Source organism: Bifidobacterium tissieri (assembly GCF_002259645.1).
Classification (GTDB): Bacteria; Actinomycetota; Actinomycetes; order Actinomycetales; family Bifidobacteriaceae; genus Galliscardovia; species Galliscardovia tissieri.
In genome coordinates this window covers 42,133-58,397 of the sequence record NZ_MWWV01000011.1, presented here as the reverse complement: position 1 = coordinate 58,397, position 16,265 = coordinate 42,133, and the positions used below count along the sequence as shown (strand labels likewise).

The window sequence follows — 16,265 nt, the reverse complement described above, 5'->3', positions numbered from 1 at the left end:
TCACCGAGTTCTCGATCCCCGCGGGCAAGGTGTACCTGTCGCCGGTGATCGACTGCTACGACNGCATGCCGGTCGCGTGGACGATCGGCACCAGCCCCAACGCCGCGCTGGCCAATGGGATGCTCGAGGACGCGTGCGCCACGCTCAAACCCGGTCAGACGCCCGTCATCCACTCCGACCGGGGATGCCACTACCGGTGGCCCGAATGGATTCGCATCTGCACGGATCATGGATTGACGAGGTCGATGAGCGCGAGGGGCTGCAGCCCGGACAACGCCGCCGCCGAGGGGTTCTTCGGCCGGCTCAAGCAGGAGTTCTTCCACAAGAGGAGCTTCCAGGGCGTCACGATCGACGAGTTCATTGCGATGCTGGACGAGTACATGGTCTGGTACCGGGACAAGCGCATCAAACTCGAATACGGGATGAGCATCATGGACAAGCGCATCCAGCTCGGGCTCGTCGCCTGAACACATGTGATATCGTTCTGAACGACCATTCAGACAACGAAGTCCAACAAAACGTCACCACCCCCCTGTTTCCAGTGGAGCTTCTGTTCAAACAGCCAATGAATGCTTCGTATGTGCTGTTCTTCCTGTTTCAGGTTTTTGTGGATGTCATGCTGATACGGGCGATATATGCTTCGCAACGGCATGAGTCTGATTTCGATGCCAGCGCCGATACCGGATCGTTGCTGGCGCTGTGCATCGTGTTGGCTTTCATGACGGTGTCGTTCCTGTTCGAGCCGGATTTCGGCTCATGGACCCGTCATGAAAGCGCGGCGTTTCCTCTGCTGTGGATGGCCTTCAGCTCACTGTCCGCCGGTGGTGTCAGGCTGATGGACGAGAAACGGAGTGAGTCCTGATTCCTTCCATGTGGCCCATCCCATGCCGGATAGCATCACGATGAGTGGCAGGAACTGGATGAGATAGCGGGACGTGCCGGATTCGAAGAGCATGAGGAACAGGAATCCTCCGAATAGGGAGAGAGCCAGCCATACTGATGTGTTCGTGAATTTCCTTCTTCGATACACCAACATGGTGAATAGCAGCATTCCCGCGATCAGGGGGATGTAGAACGTCTGCATGATCAGCTTGTACAACCTGTTCGTCGGATTATGGTCAAGGAAGAAATCCTGGAATGTCAGCAACGGACCGAATCCTGATCTCACTATCGGATTGTTGTGTGACACGGCGAGCAGATTCGCGCCCCTGTCTTCATTGCGTATGGAGTCGACAAACTGTGCTGGCCACCCGTATCCCAAGGTTCCCTCGGCGGTGGTGTACCAGCTTTTTTTCAGGAGGAATGTGAGGTATCCGGCCGGTCCGTAGTCGTGGATGCGGGAGCGTATCTGTTGGAGGTTGACCTGCTCCTTGGCCTGTTTCGTAGGCAACGAACCCGTTATGTGGGTATCCTGGGCGTCGAATCCTCCGTGTCCTTTGAGTCCCATCATCATGAAGTGGGTCATGGGGACAGCCTGTGTGTCATTGATGTTGAATACGGCGTGTTCGGCACTGGTTACGGGAACGAGTACGAGTATGAATCCCAAAGACGCAGTGAGCATAGTAGGCAGAAACACGGTCAGTAGCCGTTTGCCCATGTTGAGTATGAACCAGATGATGGCGAAGACGATGGCCGGGATGACCGTGGAGGGTTTCATTGCATAAGCAAGGGACGCTGCACAGCCGAGAAGGAGGAACTGTAGCAGGATAGTTCGGGTGATGGCTGGCGCTGTGGAAGCGTGACGATCCGTGTGATGTGGTTCGAGAATAACGAGCGTCGTGCTGATCAGGAGGATGGAGAATGGCAGGCTGAGTGTGTCGGTGTAGGGGATCATGATCCAGCACGAGCAGCCCAGGAGCAGTGACATAAGTAGGAATCCGATGCCGGCTGCGGTCCTCGAATATTTGGCGAGCAGGTGTCGCACCCATAGGATGCAGGCATCGATGACCATGATGTTGAGGATCTGCATCGGGATCGCGACGATGTTCATCATGGCGAAATCGCTGAAATGGTCGTCAAATACATGGACGTTAAGCCATGCGGGGACATATTCGATCAGCGAGAGGAATCGATTGTTGGGGTAGCTGGATAGATACCAGCTGAATTTGCCTGGATCATGTGCCGCATAAACGGCTTCCACGGCGGTCTGTGCAGGGTCCCAGGATGTGTAGGAGACCAGTAGTGTGATGAAGACGATGCCTTGCCAGATGAGCATGGCGATGAATACCACACGCTGATGGTCGAGTAGCCACTTCAACAAGTTGAGTGCTTTGCTGCGTACCGTCGTGGACAGTATGCAGGCTGCGGCGAATATGATGAGTCTTCCGCTCGCTGCAATGCACAAGGCAAATCGGGAAATATGATTCGAAGCAGGTGCCATACGTATCATTCATATGCATCATGGGGGTATTCTTATCGGAGAACAGGGTAAGGGGTCTGCATGTCTCGAAAATCGCGTCACTCCGTGGGATCGGCCGGCCGGCGTCATGCGGCGGTGCCTCGGCGACGTCATACGGGACCAGACAAACGACGTCATACAAAGACAGCCAAACGACGTCACGCAGGAGGCGACATGCGTTATATCGGTAGGACCGTCAGTATCATCGTCGGAGTACTGCTGGCGATGGTCGTTGTCTATGCCGCGTTGTTGTTCAACTCCGCCCGGATACTCAAGTCCGAACTCGAGCAGGCGGTGAAGGTCGCCTCGTCCTCGAACCTCAGCGTGGACGTCTCCGGTGCACAGAACGGCGGCGGACAGTTCTCCGAGATCAAATCGGTCGTTCCTCAATTACAGGAGCACACGGGAAAGGCCCGTGAGCAGGCCGATGGCGTCGTCTGGCGCATCGCCACGGCGTTTCCCTACATCGGTGACGACTTCACGGCAGCCCGTACTGCCACCGATGCCTTCGACACGCTTGCACAGCAGGCATTGCCGAGCCTGATCGATGCGGCGAACACCATGCAGCAGTCCGGCCTGTCCAACGGCGACGGCAGCTTCAATGTGAAGTCTCTTAGTGCCGTCTCGTCCAAAATCGGTGGCGCGAAAACCGTGCTGCAGGAGCAAGTGGCCGCACTGCATAAGGCTCCCGAACCGCATATTGGACAGGTGCGGGATGCGTTGAAAACCGGAACCGGCATCCTTGACTCCCTCGCTGGAACGATTTCTTCCTATTCGGACACCATCACCAGCCTGAGCGCCTTGTTTGGCCACGACGGCACCCGGCACTATCTGATTCTCTCCCAGTCCAATGCTGGAATGCGATCGTCGGGAGGCATTGTGGGTTCCGTGGGAACAGTAACGGTCTCTGATGGCAAGGTCACATTGGGCGACTTCTACTCCAATTCCAAATTCACCATGACCGAGCCGGTCAAATCCACTGATGAAATCAATAAGATGTATGCCATCAGCCGTCTTGGACTACCATATGGTGGTGATATCCGAATCGCGTCTGCGACTCCGAACTTCCCTGAAGGCGCGGCATATGCCAAGGAGGTATGGGCAGGACAGTCGTTCGGTTCCAACGACATTGATGGCGTATTGTCCTTCGACATCGCAGCGCTCCAATCACTGATTGGAGTGACCGGGAATGTCACATTGAGTACGGGTCAAACGCTCACTGCGGATAACACCGCACAGTATCTGTCGAATCAGGTATACATCGATATCCCCAGTCCCCAAGACGAAGACCGTTTCTTCGAGGAGAGCGCGCAGCGCATCATCGGTGGAGCCCTTTCCGGAATCAACGCGGACAAGGCCATGAAGCTTGTCGGGGTCCTGCCGAAGATGGCCAAGGAACGTCACCTCTATCTCTGGTCTTTTGACCAGCAGGATCAGTCGGCTTTGCGCGCCGCCGGCATGACTGGCGAAATTTCCCAGCAGAAATCAACTCCGACTACTGGCGTGTATTCAAATGAAATGGGATGGACAAAATCCGATTGGTACGTACAGCGTTCGGCGACGATCAAGCGCACATCCGTAGGCAAGGATGGTTCCACTTCCTATCATGTGTCGTACACCATCACTAACAGCATGACCAGCGATCAGGCAAAGACCCTGCCCCAGTACATCACCGGAACATTCCCCGTGGGCATGATGAATAATCTGATCGGCCAGTCGAAACTTCCCGATGATCAGCGAACTGTAGTCAATACGGTCATTTCCGGACTCTCACAGCCTGGAGTCGTGGGACATTCGCTGGCTATCGCCCAGCCGGCCGGTGGAACCGTCGCCAATATCAAACTGACGAGCAACTCACCCACACAGGTGCCCAAGGCTCAGGAAGGTTTTGACCGGATTACATCCAACGGAGTCACCTATTACGTGAATCTGGCCACACTCATTTCTCCGGGATCCACTGCCACATTGGAATATGATGTGTCCACCGCTCCTGGAGCATCTCCGCTGCAGTTTGACCAGACTCCCACGGTTGGAGACCCGAAGATCGAATACGACTATCAGCGATGACACGTATTGACAGGAGCATATCGGTTATCTGATCTTCCTTCGTCGGTCTCCTACGGTGTCGCTACTGATAGGTGGAGGACATTAGGAATGTTTCGATCCGCATACAACAATCGATTGTTGGGACGATGATGGAGGTGTAATCATCATGAATCATGTTGAGCACGATGCCGCATTGCCGACAGGAAAACATTCGGAGCCGGTAAGTCCAAGGCGATTGTTCGCCGATCCCACCGACGTGGTGCTGTATCTGGCGTTCCTCATGCTGCCGGTGGACGGCACCATATACGGCTTCTCCATGATGTACTGGACACCGATCGCGCCGATCCTATTCGGTGCGTATGTGCTGCTCAACGTTTGGTCCCTGCCGAAGACGGTCGTCCGGTACGGCACCCTGCTGGTATTCCCTGTGATTTGCGTGCTCGTTTCCGTTTTCGGATGGCTGACCATCGGTTTTCATACCAACACCGCGGTACGTACTCTTGTGGCGCTGGCCACTGGTATCAGCTGTCTGATATCGCTCGATGTGGCGTTTCGGATCAAACGACTGAGCATATCGGCGGCGGTCACGGTGATCGCCGTGGCCTATTGGCTGTCATTCGGCGTGGGTGTGCTGCAGTTCGTGATTATGCATACAGGCGATCAGACCATCATCCGATTCTTCCAGTTCAAGATGGAACGCAGCTATGTGCCGCATCACATCCAGTTCCTGTTTGCTGAACCCTCATACATCGGCATGCACCTGTTCGGCGTGCTCATGCCGATCTGCTGGCTCACCAAACGTAAGGACGTGCTCGTGCTCATACTGGTGTATGCGTTCGGGGCTGCGGCCATGGGCGCTGGCGTGAGGATTCTCATCGATACGGTGGTGGCCTTCGTGCTGTGGATCGCCGTAGTTGTGGATTTCCGGCACAAGCGGAATCGAGCCATCGCGGCGGCGGGATTTGCGGCGGTGTGCGTGGGAGGAGCCGTGGTACTGCTCCGCAATGCGCGCGTGCAGTCATTACTCCAGAACGGTGTGCTGACCGGTGACGCATCCGCGTTCGCCCGTCTGTTCCGCTCCTTGGCACCGATCGAGGCATGGCTCGCGGACCCGTTGCATATGCTGTTCGGATTCGGTGCGGGCAACCTCAAGGATGCTATCGCACGAGGATACGACGCTGCCAGCAGCGTGATCATGGCTTTAGGCGTCAATCCGCAGGACAGCTATGAAATCCGACTGCTTGGCAGCCTCCATGAAGACCATTACATCTTCACCATGAACGCCTACGTGGATTTCATCACCGAATTCGGACTGGTGCTATTCATCGCCGCGATCGTACTGATCGTCATGCATATCAATCGCAATCATGCGTGGAACCGAATGACGATATGCTGGTTCCTCCTGCTGATCTATCTGTACATCCAATTCGAGGGATACGCATTCTACGCATTGTGGATGTTCCTGTGGTTCACGGGGCTGAATCCGAACCGGCAAGGGACGACGGGACAGGGGCGTGTTCGTGAAAAACGTGAAGTTTTTGCACGAGGCCGGCATCGGTCGGGGCGAAAAAGCGTAAGGTAACGAAAGACCGTGAACACCCCCGAACTGTAGCGGGGGTTTGGTAAAACAGCTATTGGATTGTTTCGTAGCGGTACTGCAGGAGAGGGTTTGCATGGCAGAGGAATACAATTGGCCGATTGACAACATACGCGCCGCAGCTGGTGCGAAAAATGACTCCACTGGTAATGGTGGATTCACCCTGTTCTCCTTCCCTCCCACCACCTCCACCGGACGTATGCCGTTGCTGGATCCCAGCGCGCTCGCCGCACGTTCCGGCAATGTGCTACCGTCCGATCCCGCACGCAGACTGACCATCATCCTCACCTCGGTGGTGGTCGTCGTGGCTGCCGCTGCATGCGGAGGGTTTGTGTTCCTGCAGAACAAGGATGCGACCCAGGCTGCGTTCGACTCCTGCCAGCAGTCCGTCTCCATCTATCAGCAGAGCACCGACAGACTCAAGAAGACCGTGGAATCCGTGCAGCCGGCAACCCAGGTCACTGCCGATGCGGTGGCCGATCCCGCAACCCTTGACAATCTGCAGAAAGCCATCTCCGATACGCAGAACGTGCCCCAGATCACCAATGACTGCAATCCGAGCGCGGGCATTGGCCAGAACAAGTCCGTCGACGACAACATCACCAAGCAGACCCGTGATCTTGGCACCAAGAACGAAAACGTGCTGGATGCCAGCAATGCCGTTCTGAAGTCCAAGGATGCCAAGGAAGCCCAGGCGGCCCGTCAGGACCTTACCAACCAGCTGAAGGATGTGCAGCTGTTCTTCAGTTCCGCGGCCGCGTCCAAGGCCGACCCGGCTGCGAGAACTCAGCTGGCTGACGTGATCAATCAGGCACAGCAGCTGGTGAGCACCAACCAGATCATGAGCACCACCGTGTACAAGAACGCCGCTGGCGCTTTGCAGAGTGCGGTGGATAACGTCAATAAGTCCTCGCTGGGCTGAGCCCCGTCCAACTCCATGCAGGCCTGCATTCGGCGGTAATCTATGCGACCATGCTGGAAATGGGAATACGGAACCATTAGGAAACATACGTAAACAGGCAAAGGAAAAGGTAAGTAGAGGTCGATCCATGCGCATCATGTTTGTCTGCACGGGCAACGTCTGCCGATCGCCCATGGGCGAACTGATGATGAAGCGGTATCTTGCCGGCTCGTCGATCGTGGTGTCCAGCGCCGGGGTGAAGGGGCTGAAAAGCCATCCGATCCACCAGTCCAGCGCCAAGCTCATGACCAGCGTGGGCATCGACTCCAGCGCGTTCCGATCCCGGCCGCTCACCGCCGACATGGCGCAGGACTCCGACCTGATCCTCTGTTTCGAAAAGGAACAGCGGCGCGACATCGTCTCGATGGCACCGATGACGGTGAACTATACGTTCCTGGTGACCGAATTCGCCAACATGTGCCTGTATTCCGCACAGCAGCAGCTGGTCAAGGGGCGGACGCTTGAGGAGCGTCTCCAGTCCGTGATCGACGCCGCGTCATTCATCCGACCGATGATCCCCGCGCCGCGCGACGTGGACGATCCGATGGGCAAGAGCTTCGATGTGTTCTGCCGTGCCGCGGAACAAACCAACAAGGCGCTGTGGATCATTCTGGACAGCATGCGCAAGCATTATGTGGACGGCGGTGCCGGTAGTGGCACCAAGGGTGGCAAGGTCGAACCCGTGAACGCGACCACGGTGATTGCCCCGACCGCCACGGCTGGATCCCCGGACGCCGGTAGCAGTACCGGTCGTAGTGCTATTGAATCCGTGGGTTCCTCAGCGGAAACCGTTGTGCTCCCTCCCATTGCCGCTCCTGTTGATGCCGGCGTCGACCGCGGAAAGGCGACCCTGACGAAATGACCGACGATCAGAACATCACTTCCACACCCAACGACGCCAATGGTGCCAACGGTATCAACGGTGACGGTGCCAAGAAACCAGTTGTCGGTCCGGCTCCGACCAATGCCGCCGCTTCCGGCGTGGGCGCCGATGTGCCCATGATGGCCGATATTCCCGGATCGTCCGTACGATCCGGCATGCCTGCCGTTGCTGATTCCCACTCGATATCCGGGCCCGTTCCGGTGTCATCGGTGAACACTCCTGTGGATATTCCACTGAATATTCCCGCTGAATCGGTGGACGGCAAGAACGACAATGTGGACTTTGCCGGTCAGAGTCCGGATTCTGGTCAGGAGCAGGAGCATGACTACGGTCAGGGTGCCCATGTCATTCCAGATATCGTCATTCCGGATGTTTCCATTCCGGATATCAATGCGACCGTCTTTCCGACGGATACATCCGCGAACGCGGGCGCGGCAACGGAAACAATGCCGGTAACTCCAGCGACTGCACCTGTTTCGACGTCGTCGCTCGATCTGAATGATGCCATTTCTGACGGTCTCAATCTCGATAATTCCATCCCTGTCAACGCACCGTCGATCGATCCGTCACATGCCGACGATGATGCACCGGATGGGGTTTCCGGCGTACCCACGGTGGTCGCCGATTCGAATATGTCGGCAGTCGATGTTCCCGGCACCGTCACGGAAGCGCCGACTATGGTATTCTCTCCGTCCGCGCTCGCCGATGCCGCCGCCGAGGCGAACGCCAATGCCGAATCATCCGACAAAATGTCGACCATGTCCACATCCGCATGGCTGTACCCGGACGATGCCGCCGCCGCATCCGCGCGGCACGGTGGTGATATCGTCGACACGTCTTGGGGCATTGAGCCCATCCAGTTCCCGGCATCCGTGACCGGTGAAGCTCCCAGCGACGACGCCACCAAACCGTTCGGCGATCTGCCGCAGTTCGCCGGACCGTCTTCGGCTCCCGACGACTTCGAACACAGTGACAAGCCCGCGTTGGCCGCGCTCGCCGGCACCGGATTCTCCGATGACATGGTGGAGGAGGAAAAGCCCGAGGAGAAGAAGAAATCCCCGTGGGTGATTGTGGCGATCGTCGTGGCGATCCTGGTCGTGATCGGTCTGATCGTGGGCGTGTTTGTCTACTGGAACTCGTTGAAGAAAGACAGTGCCCACTCTGATGCCATGACCCAGTGCATCGCGGCGAACAACCGTGTCACCATCGCCAATGAAAAGCTCAGTAAGGCGTTGAGCAGCACCAAGGACGCGCAGGGCATCGCCGGTGACCAGGTGGCCGATGCCAACACCGTCAACACGTTGAAGACCGCGGTCGAAACGGCTGGCAGCATGGAGAAGGCGAAGAGCTGCACATATTTGACCTCGGCGGATCAGCTGAACACGGCTGCCAAGGACAACCGCACGCTGGCGGACAAGATCGAAAAGACCGCGACCGCGGTGACCGATGCGGCCAAGGCCGTGACCGACAGCAAGCAGCAGAAGGAAATCGACACCGCCAAGCAGCAGCTGCAGGATCTCGTCGGCACCGCACAGCAGACCATGACCGACAGCGAAGGCGAAGTGTCCGATGAATCCACGCGCACCGCACTGCAGTCCGCGATCGATGCTGCGAACGGCGTGCTCGGGAAGACCGACGCCACCGTTGACGATCTCAACAAGGCGAAGAGCGATCTGCAGAGCGCGGTCGACGCCGTCAAGAAGTCGATGGACGAGTATCAGGCGGCGCTTGAGGCGCAACGACAGGCGGAGTCCGACGACTCTGACTCGAGCAACTCGAACAGCAACAGTGGAACCACCCGGCGCCGCACCACGACGCCGCGACGGACCACAAGCCCCTCGCCGAGCACGAAGAGCTCCACCTCGCCGACCAGCCCGAGCCCGACGACTTCGTCGCCTACCACATCCAAGGAGCCAACTTCCGGGGAATCCGGCAGCACTGGTGGTAACAACACCGGGGACAACGGCAATAATAACAACAACGGCAACGGAGGCAATGAAAACACCGGTAACAACGGTAACAACGGATCCAGCAATACGGGAAATACCGACTCCGGCAATGGGAACAACGGCAACAATTCCGGAAAGACAGGAACCTCAAACTAAAGGATTTGGCCTCCACGTGGGGGAAGATCGGGAATTGCAGCGCACTCTTCGTGAACGACTGTGGTGAGTGAACTGGGAGTTTTTCGGAGAACCGTGCAATTCCAAGGATGATTGAACAGGTTTCGCGCATCCTTCGGCTTCGTTGTCGAAGAATGCGCGAAACTGTATTTGAGGGTTATTGGGTCGGTGGTATTGGACTCACTCACCGCCGGCGAAATTCAGCTGTCGCCATGCCTCATAGATGGCGATCGACGCGCAGTTCGTCAGATTCAGGCTACGCAGGCTCGGACGCATGGGCAGACGCACCTGCTCGGCCACATGCGGCCCCTCCATGATGTCCATCGGATCGGGAATGTTGCCCGGTTCGGGGCCGAACAGCAGAATGTCGGTCGGACGGTACTCGATATCCGTGTACAGCTTGGTGGCATGCGCGGTGAACGCGATGATGCGGGAGTTCGGCATCGACTCCACCAGATTCTCGAAGTTCGGATGCAGCACCACATGGGCCATGTCATGGTAGTCCAGGCCGGCGCGACGCAGCTTGGTGTCGCGCAGGTTGAAGCCCAGCGGCTCAACCAGATGCAGGATCGTTCCGGTCACCGCACACAGACGGATGGCTGAACCGGTGTTGCCCGGAATACGCGGCGAGTAGTAGCACAGGTGCGGGGTGACGGTTTCCGCCTGGGCCGCGGCGTGCGGGGAGAGCATGGCATCCACCACGCTGATCGGGTTGCCATGGGCGTCGGTCACCAGTTCGTCGGGACCGTAGTTCGACTTGCGGTAGCCGTACTCGAACATCTTCTCGACCTTGGCCTCAGGATTGGAAGCGTTGGCGGAGACGGATTCGGTTTCGGCGGGATTCTGCGGATTTCCGGGGGTTGCCGGAGTCGTGTTCGCGGGATTCTGTTCCATATTCACAATCGTCAAGAATAAGAACGCCAAGCGACAGTTCCGTAGCGTTCTCTAGCGTTCGGCTGTCCGGTCGTCGGTTCGTGTGACCCTGCTTCCGGTCTCCTGCCGGTTCCTAGGTCGGTTCTGGGTATATCCGGTCACGGTTCTGGGTATATCCGATCCTTTTCAACCGGTTCTGGGTATACCCGGTACACGAAGAGGCCGATATCGGCTTGCTCGTGTACCGGGTATACCCAGTTTCTGTCTTTCTGGGTCAAACCGGACGTGGTTTCTGGGTCAAACCGACCATGACTCTGGGTCAAACCGGTCGTGGCCGACGGATGTAGTCCGTATGTTGGCCTACGTAACCGATCTGTGGACTTCCCCTGCTGTTTGTTGCCGGCGTCATGCCGTTGTCTGGTCACGCGATTCGTCGGCGTCGACATACTCACATACTCGTCTGACCAATGAAGTTGCATGATCAGTGCGGGTTTGGCATGGTTGCTGATGGCAAATCGTGCAAGTCGATATGGTTGGCGGTCGGGCACGAACGACGGTACTGAGGGAAGGGGCAGACATGGCAGGCGTTACACGGACTTCAGTCATTACACACACTGGGAATAGCAAGCGGACCGGGGATGGTGCGCGGGCCGGAGACACCGAGCAGATCGGAGACACCGAGCAGACCGGAGATGTCAGACAGACCGGAGGCGTCAGGCAGAATGGTGGCATTACGCAGACCAGTCGGGAACGTATCCGCCGCAGACTGGCCGCATGGTGGGAGGCAAACGCGCGCGATCTGCCATGGCGGTTCGGTCGCGCCACCCCGTGGGGTGTACTCGTATCGGAGGTGATGAGCCAGCAGACGCAGATGAGCCGCGTGGTGCCATACTGGACGGCATGGATGGCCGCATGGCCAGATGCGGCGTCGCTGGCCAAGGCGCCCACCGCCGAGGTGATCACCGCATGGGGGCGACTCGGCTATCCGCGGCGAGCGCTGCGACTGCAGGAGTGTGCGCGCGTAGTGGCGGACACCTACGGGGACCGTCTGCCGGATGACTACGAGCGGCTGCTCGATCTGCCCGGTGTCGGTGACTACACGGCGAGCGCGGTGAGTAGTTTTGCGTTCGGTCGTCGTGTTCCGGTGATCGACACGAATATTCGTCGGGTGTTGTCGCGTGTGTTCCTCGGTGAGGAGTCGTGCGGCGGTGCGGCGACCCGTGCCGAGCGTGATCTTGCCGCTACCGTACTGCCGGCCGATGCTGCGCAGTCGGTGGTGTGGAACCAGTCGGTGATGGAGTTGGGTGCGGTGGTGTGCACGGCCAAGAAGCCGTTGTGCGAATCGTGCCCGGTGTCGGACGATTGCGCGTTTCTGAAGGCCGGGCTGCCGGGGCTGGGGGAGAAGCGGACCAGGCCACGGCAGCGGTTCCAGGGAACGGATCGTCAGGTGCGCGGTCTGGTGATGGCCGCATTGCGCGAGGCGGGTAAAGCGCAGTCCGAAATCCAATCGGGAACCCATCCATCCCAATCCGCTAGTGTGATCACACGAACGCAGGTCGAACAACTATGGGCTGATCATGTGCAACTTGACGCGTGCATCGCATCGTTGGACGAGGACGGACTGATTGAGATCCTGCCCGATGGGGCATTGACATTGCCGCGGTGACTTACGGCCATCCGGGTCTGACGTTGTCCTGCTGGATACCGACCGCCGGGATATTGTCCCATTGGAATACCGTTCTGGTGGAATACGGTTCTGTTGGAATACCGTGGTGCCGATTACACTCGGTGCTATGGCACAGCGGAAGAACACGTCAAATGGCTCCCCGAAGAAATTCACCAGAAAACCAGCCCGGAAACCGGTGCGCAAAATCAGCAAGAAACAGCAGCGGATCTATCGTCGTCGTCGCATCGTCGCAGTGATCGTATTGCTGGCGGTGATCGCCGCACTGTGCGGTCTGGTGTATGGCGTGGTCCGGGGCGTGCAGGCGGTGAGCGGTTCATTGTCGTCGTCATCGTCGTCGCAAAGCGCGAGCGCCACGGCAAGTGCCTCGAACGGCAAGAGCAGTGCGTCGGCAAGCCAGTCGGCCAAGCCCAGCGAATCCGCGACGTCGAAATCCGCCACGCCCAGCGCGTCGGAAAGCTCGACCAAGGCGAAGAATCCCGGCATCCCCAACTGCACGGCGTCTGACGTCTCGCTGGACCTGACCGCCGACACGACCACCGTCGCACAGGGCGGCAAGGTCACCTTCAAGGTCGTGATCAAACATGACAGCAAACGCGACTGTGTGATCGACGCGTCAAACGCGTCACGCATTCTGACGATCACGTCCGGTGACAACACGGTCTGGCGGTCGGATTCCTGCCCGGTGGATTCGCGGCAGCTGCTCATGACCGGTTCCGACAAGGACACGCAGACGATCGCGTGGAACACGACCAGCACCGGCAGTGAGTGTCAGGCGGAAAACGCGCGTGCCAAGGTGGATCCCGGCACGTATGTGGCGACGCTGTCCGTGCGCGATCATGAGAAGATCAAGTCCTCGCCGGTGACGATCACTGTGCAGTGACGGATGCAGTGCAGTGGGGGCTTGCTGGGCAGAGGGATCGCTGGGCAGGGGGATCGCTGTGCAGTAGGATCGTTGCGACTATTTACGCTCCACGCCCAGCGCACGCAACGCGCGCGGCAGTGAGTCGACCTCGATCACGGTGATGCCGTCCACGGATATCGGCTTGGCACCGCGACGATGTTTCGGCACCACCACATGCGTGAAACCCAATCGGGCCGCCTCACGCAGACGATATTCCAACCGTGGAACAGGGCGGACCTGACCGGTCAGCGATATCTCGCCGATGGCGGCCCAGTCGCGCGGGATCGGCGCATGGAACGCGGCGCTCGCCAACGCGGCCGCCACGGCCAGATCGCATGACGGCTCCTTGGCGAGACCGCCGGCGATCGTGGAAATATAGAGGTCGTTCGTCAACAGCGGTACCTTGCCATGTCGGTACAGCACGGCAACGAGCATGGCGAGACGGTTCGAATCAATGCCGTTCGTGGCGCGGCGAGGCGTGGGCAGCACGGAATTCGTGACCAGCGCCTGCACTTCGATCGGCAGACTACGGTGGCCGTCCACTGTGAACGTGACGCACGTGCCCTCGGTGTTCGCCGAGCCGCCGCTGCCGGTGCTGCCGGTGTCGTCCGCGTCGGACAGGAACAGCGCGCCGGGATTGGTCACCTCGTCAATGCCCTCGCCGCTCATGTCGAAGCAACCGACTTCGTCGGTGGGGCCGAAACGATTCTTCACCGCGCGCAGCATACGCAACGCGGTCTGCGGGTCGCCCTCGAACTGGCACACCACGTCGACCAGATGCTCCAGCGTGCGCGGGCCCGCGATCGAGCCATCCTTGGTCACATGGCCCACAAGGAGCACGGGGATGCCGCGGCTCTTCGCCACGTCGATGAGCGCGCTCGCCACTTCGCGCACCTGCGTGGAACCGCCGGCGATGCCGTCGACGTCCTGCGAGGTGATGGTCTGCGCGGAATCCACGATGGCGAGACGCGGATTCACCTGTTCGAGCAGACCAAGCACGGTGGCCAGATCGGTGGTGGATGACAGCAGCAGATTCTCGTTCACCGCGCCGATACGTCCGGCGCGCATGCGTACCTGGGCGGTGGATTCCTCGCCGGAGACGTAGAGGACCTTGCCGGTGAGGTCGGTGGGGGTGGGAGTGTTGCTGGCGGTGACGGTAGTGGTGTTGCTGGCGGTGTTGCCAGTGGGAGCGGCGTCGCCAGTGTTTGTGTTGGCGGTGTCGCTGACAGCGGTGTCGCCAATGCTTTTGGCCACGCGTCCCGCGGTCTCCAACAGCAGCGTGGACTTGCCGATGCCGGGCTCACCGGCCACCAGCACCACCGATCCAGGCACGATGCCGCCGCCGAGCACGCGGTCGAACTCCTCGAATCCGGTGCCGATGCGATCCACGTCATGATCGGCCACCTCGGTGATCGGCGTGATCAGACTATCCGGAACATACACGGCCTCCGTACGCGATGTGCGGACCGCGCCGATGCCGCCCGCGCTGACGTCGTAGACAGGGTTGGTACCGGCGGCACGCGTACTGCCGGCACGGACAGAGCTATTCGCTGAGCCGTTTCCGGCGTTGGTGCCGCGGCCTGTGCCGGTGCGGCCTCCTGCGGTCACGACACCGGTCTCCGTGACCATGATCTTCGCCGCGCGCGTACGCGAACTCGGTCGTGCCTCATGGAATTCCTCGACCGTGCCCCACTGGCCGCATTCGGGGCATCGACCGAACCACTTGCCGCCGCTCCAGCCGCATTCCGAGCATAGATACTGAGTTGAGGATTTCGCCATGATCTCCACGCTATTGGCGTTGGATGACATTTGTTCGATGCCGGTCAAGTTCCGCGCGAACCATGGATGATGGTCGAGCCGGACATTCTTGTACATCCTTGGGCAACGGTGCCATGAGATCGACGTTGGTGTCAAACGCGTGAAGTGGCAGATGTCGGATGGCGACGAACTACCGCATGGCGAAAACCTGAGAAAAACACCGTGAATGGGCAGGGTATGAGCGTCCTAACGCCGTGAGAGAATCGCCGTATGCCTAATCCTAATAACAATTCCACTTCCTCTCGTCGTCGTCTTGTTGTCGTGGTCATCGCGGCGGTGGTCGTGCTGCTGGCACTGGCCAGCGCATTCATCTGGCCGGGATGGGCGATGAAGAACCAGAATGGATCCAGTCAGACCTCGCAGACGCAGTCCGCTCCGGCAACGCCCACGATCAAGGCAAGCGCTCTGCCGACCGATGCGACGGATCTGCTCAAGGCGGCACCCGACTCCGTGACCAACTACGCCCGTACCGGTGCCGAAGCCGCGCAGGATTGGGCATCCGCGAATCCGGTGGAGGAGTACAAGGTCACGTATTCCACCGGCGATACGACTCAGGATCTGACCGTGCTGGTTGGACAGTGGTCTGACTCGAATGCCGCCAAGGCGCAGTACGATGCGGTGGCTGGAGCACTCACCGGCGACACGCTGGCCCAGGGCAATGTGAAGGTGTCGGGCGCGAACACCGGTACGTATCTGGTGAAGGCCGATGCCTCCGATAAGAAGCAGGCCGTGGCCGTGTGGCAGAACGATACGGCGGTGTTCCAGGTGACCGGCCCGAAGGATGCGGTGCTGTCGTTCTACCAGCAGTTCCCGCTGTAACGCCCGTAACGCCTGTAACGCCGGGTGCGCGGGCCGGACGGATGGGTCGTCAAGCGTATGACGGTCGACCGTTTTCGGTGATACATCGGCGTTTTACCCACGAAGTGTGGGAGTTTCGTGGTGTTCGTCCGAAAGCCGTAGTACTATTGGGCAAGTTGC

Annotated in this window: 12 protein-coding genes and 1 pseudogene; 10 read left to right on the top strand and 3 right to left on the bottom strand. The window is 59.0% G+C overall.

Features of this window, described 5'->3' with window-relative positions; translation table 11 throughout:
- Window positions 1-29 precede the first annotated feature (29 nt).
- Together BTIS_RS08040 and BTIS_RS11720 are read left to right on the top strand one after the other, a co-directional pair.
- A complete protein-coding gene (locus BTIS_RS08040) occupies window positions 30-467 on the top strand; it encodes a transposase (RefSeq protein ID WP_476695608.1) in 438 nt (145 codons plus the stop codon).
- Window positions 468-565: 98 nt separating this feature from the next.
- Window positions 566-862: a hypothetical protein gene (locus tag BTIS_RS11720; RefSeq protein ID WP_143248915.1), complete on the top strand. Its 297-nt coding sequence runs from the start codon at window positions 566-568 to the stop codon at window positions 860-862.
- Here BTIS_RS11720 and BTIS_RS08035 read toward each other — a convergent pair.
- On the bottom strand, window positions 809-2,260 hold the full coding sequence (locus BTIS_RS08035; protein WP_143248914.1) for a glycosyltransferase family protein: 1,452 nt from the start codon (window positions 2,258-2,260) through the stop codon (window positions 809-811). The genes BTIS_RS11720 and BTIS_RS08035 overlap by 54 nt on opposite strands.
- 432 nt (window positions 2,261-2,692) lie before the next feature.
- Between BTIS_RS08035 and BTIS_RS08030 the strand changes: the two genes are divergently transcribed.
- The 5 genes and pseudogenes from BTIS_RS08030 (at window position 2,693) to BTIS_RS08010 (ending at window position 9,990) form a co-directional block, all read left to right on the top strand.
- A complete protein-coding gene (locus tag BTIS_RS08030) occupies window positions 2,693-4,465 on the top strand; it encodes a DUF4012 domain-containing protein (protein ID WP_245819380.1) in 1,773 nt (590 codons plus the stop codon).
- A 145-nt stretch (window positions 4,466-4,610) separates the two neighbouring features.
- Window positions 4,611-6,026 (top strand): hypothetical protein, encoded by a 1,416-nt coding sequence (locus BTIS_RS08025; RefSeq protein ID WP_211279446.1) that lies wholly within the window; start codon window positions 4,611-4,613, stop codon window positions 6,024-6,026.
- Between the two features lie 91 nt (window positions 6,027-6,117).
- The gene (locus BTIS_RS08020) at window positions 6,118-6,963 is read left to right on the top strand and encodes a hypothetical protein (protein WP_094664358.1); all 846 of its coding nucleotides are present in this window, start codon (window positions 6,118-6,120) and stop codon (window positions 6,961-6,963) included.
- A 127-nt stretch (window positions 6,964-7,090) separates the two neighbouring features.
- Window positions 7,091-7,636, top strand: a pseudogene (locus BTIS_RS08015) (arsenate reductase/protein-tyrosine-phosphatase family protein); the annotation flags it as partial.
- A 224-nt stretch (window positions 7,637-7,860) separates the two neighbouring features.
- Entirely contained in the window at window positions 7,861-9,990 is a 2,130-nt protein-coding gene (locus BTIS_RS08010) for an FIVAR domain-containing protein (protein ID WP_094664354.1), read from the top strand.
- Window positions 9,991-10,188: 198 nt separating this feature from the next.
- On the opposite strand, the gene BTIS_RS08005 is transcribed toward BTIS_RS08010, so the two are convergent.
- Window positions 10,189-10,788: a tRNA (cytidine(34)-2'-O)-methyltransferase gene (locus BTIS_RS08005; RefSeq protein ID WP_094664371.1), complete on the bottom strand. Its 600-nt coding sequence runs from the start codon at window positions 10,786-10,788 to the stop codon at window positions 10,189-10,191.
- Window positions 10,789-11,458: 670 nt separating this feature from the next.
- Here BTIS_RS08005 and BTIS_RS08000 point away from each other — a divergent pair.
- Both BTIS_RS08000 and BTIS_RS07995 read left to right on the top strand, forming a co-directional pair.
- Window positions 11,459-12,547 (top strand): HhH-GPD family protein, encoded by a 1,089-nt coding sequence (locus tag BTIS_RS08000; protein ID WP_094664352.1) that lies wholly within the window; start codon window positions 11,459-11,461, stop codon window positions 12,545-12,547.
- A gap of 127 nt (window positions 12,548-12,674) precedes the next feature.
- Window positions 12,675-13,448: a hypothetical protein gene (locus BTIS_RS07995; RefSeq protein WP_143248913.1), complete on the top strand. Its 774-nt coding sequence runs from the start codon at window positions 12,675-12,677 to the stop codon at window positions 13,446-13,448.
- Between the two features lie 78 nt (window positions 13,449-13,526).
- Here the strand turns inward: BTIS_RS07995 and BTIS_RS07990 are convergent, their stop codons facing one another.
- Window positions 13,527-15,248, bottom strand: coding sequence for a DNA repair protein RadA (locus BTIS_RS07990; RefSeq protein WP_245819382.1), 1,722 nt, complete (start codon window positions 15,246-15,248; stop codon window positions 13,527-13,529).
- Between the two features lie 249 nt (window positions 15,249-15,497).
- Here BTIS_RS07990 and BTIS_RS07985 point away from each other — a divergent pair, with 249 nt between their 5' ends.
- Window positions 15,498-16,106 carry a hypothetical protein gene (locus BTIS_RS07985; RefSeq protein WP_094664348.1) on the top strand — a complete coding sequence of 203 codons (609 nt, stop codon included), beginning with the start codon at window positions 15,498-15,500 and terminating at the stop codon, window positions 16,104-16,106.
- The last annotated feature ends 159 nt before the right edge of the window (window positions 16,107-16,265 follow it).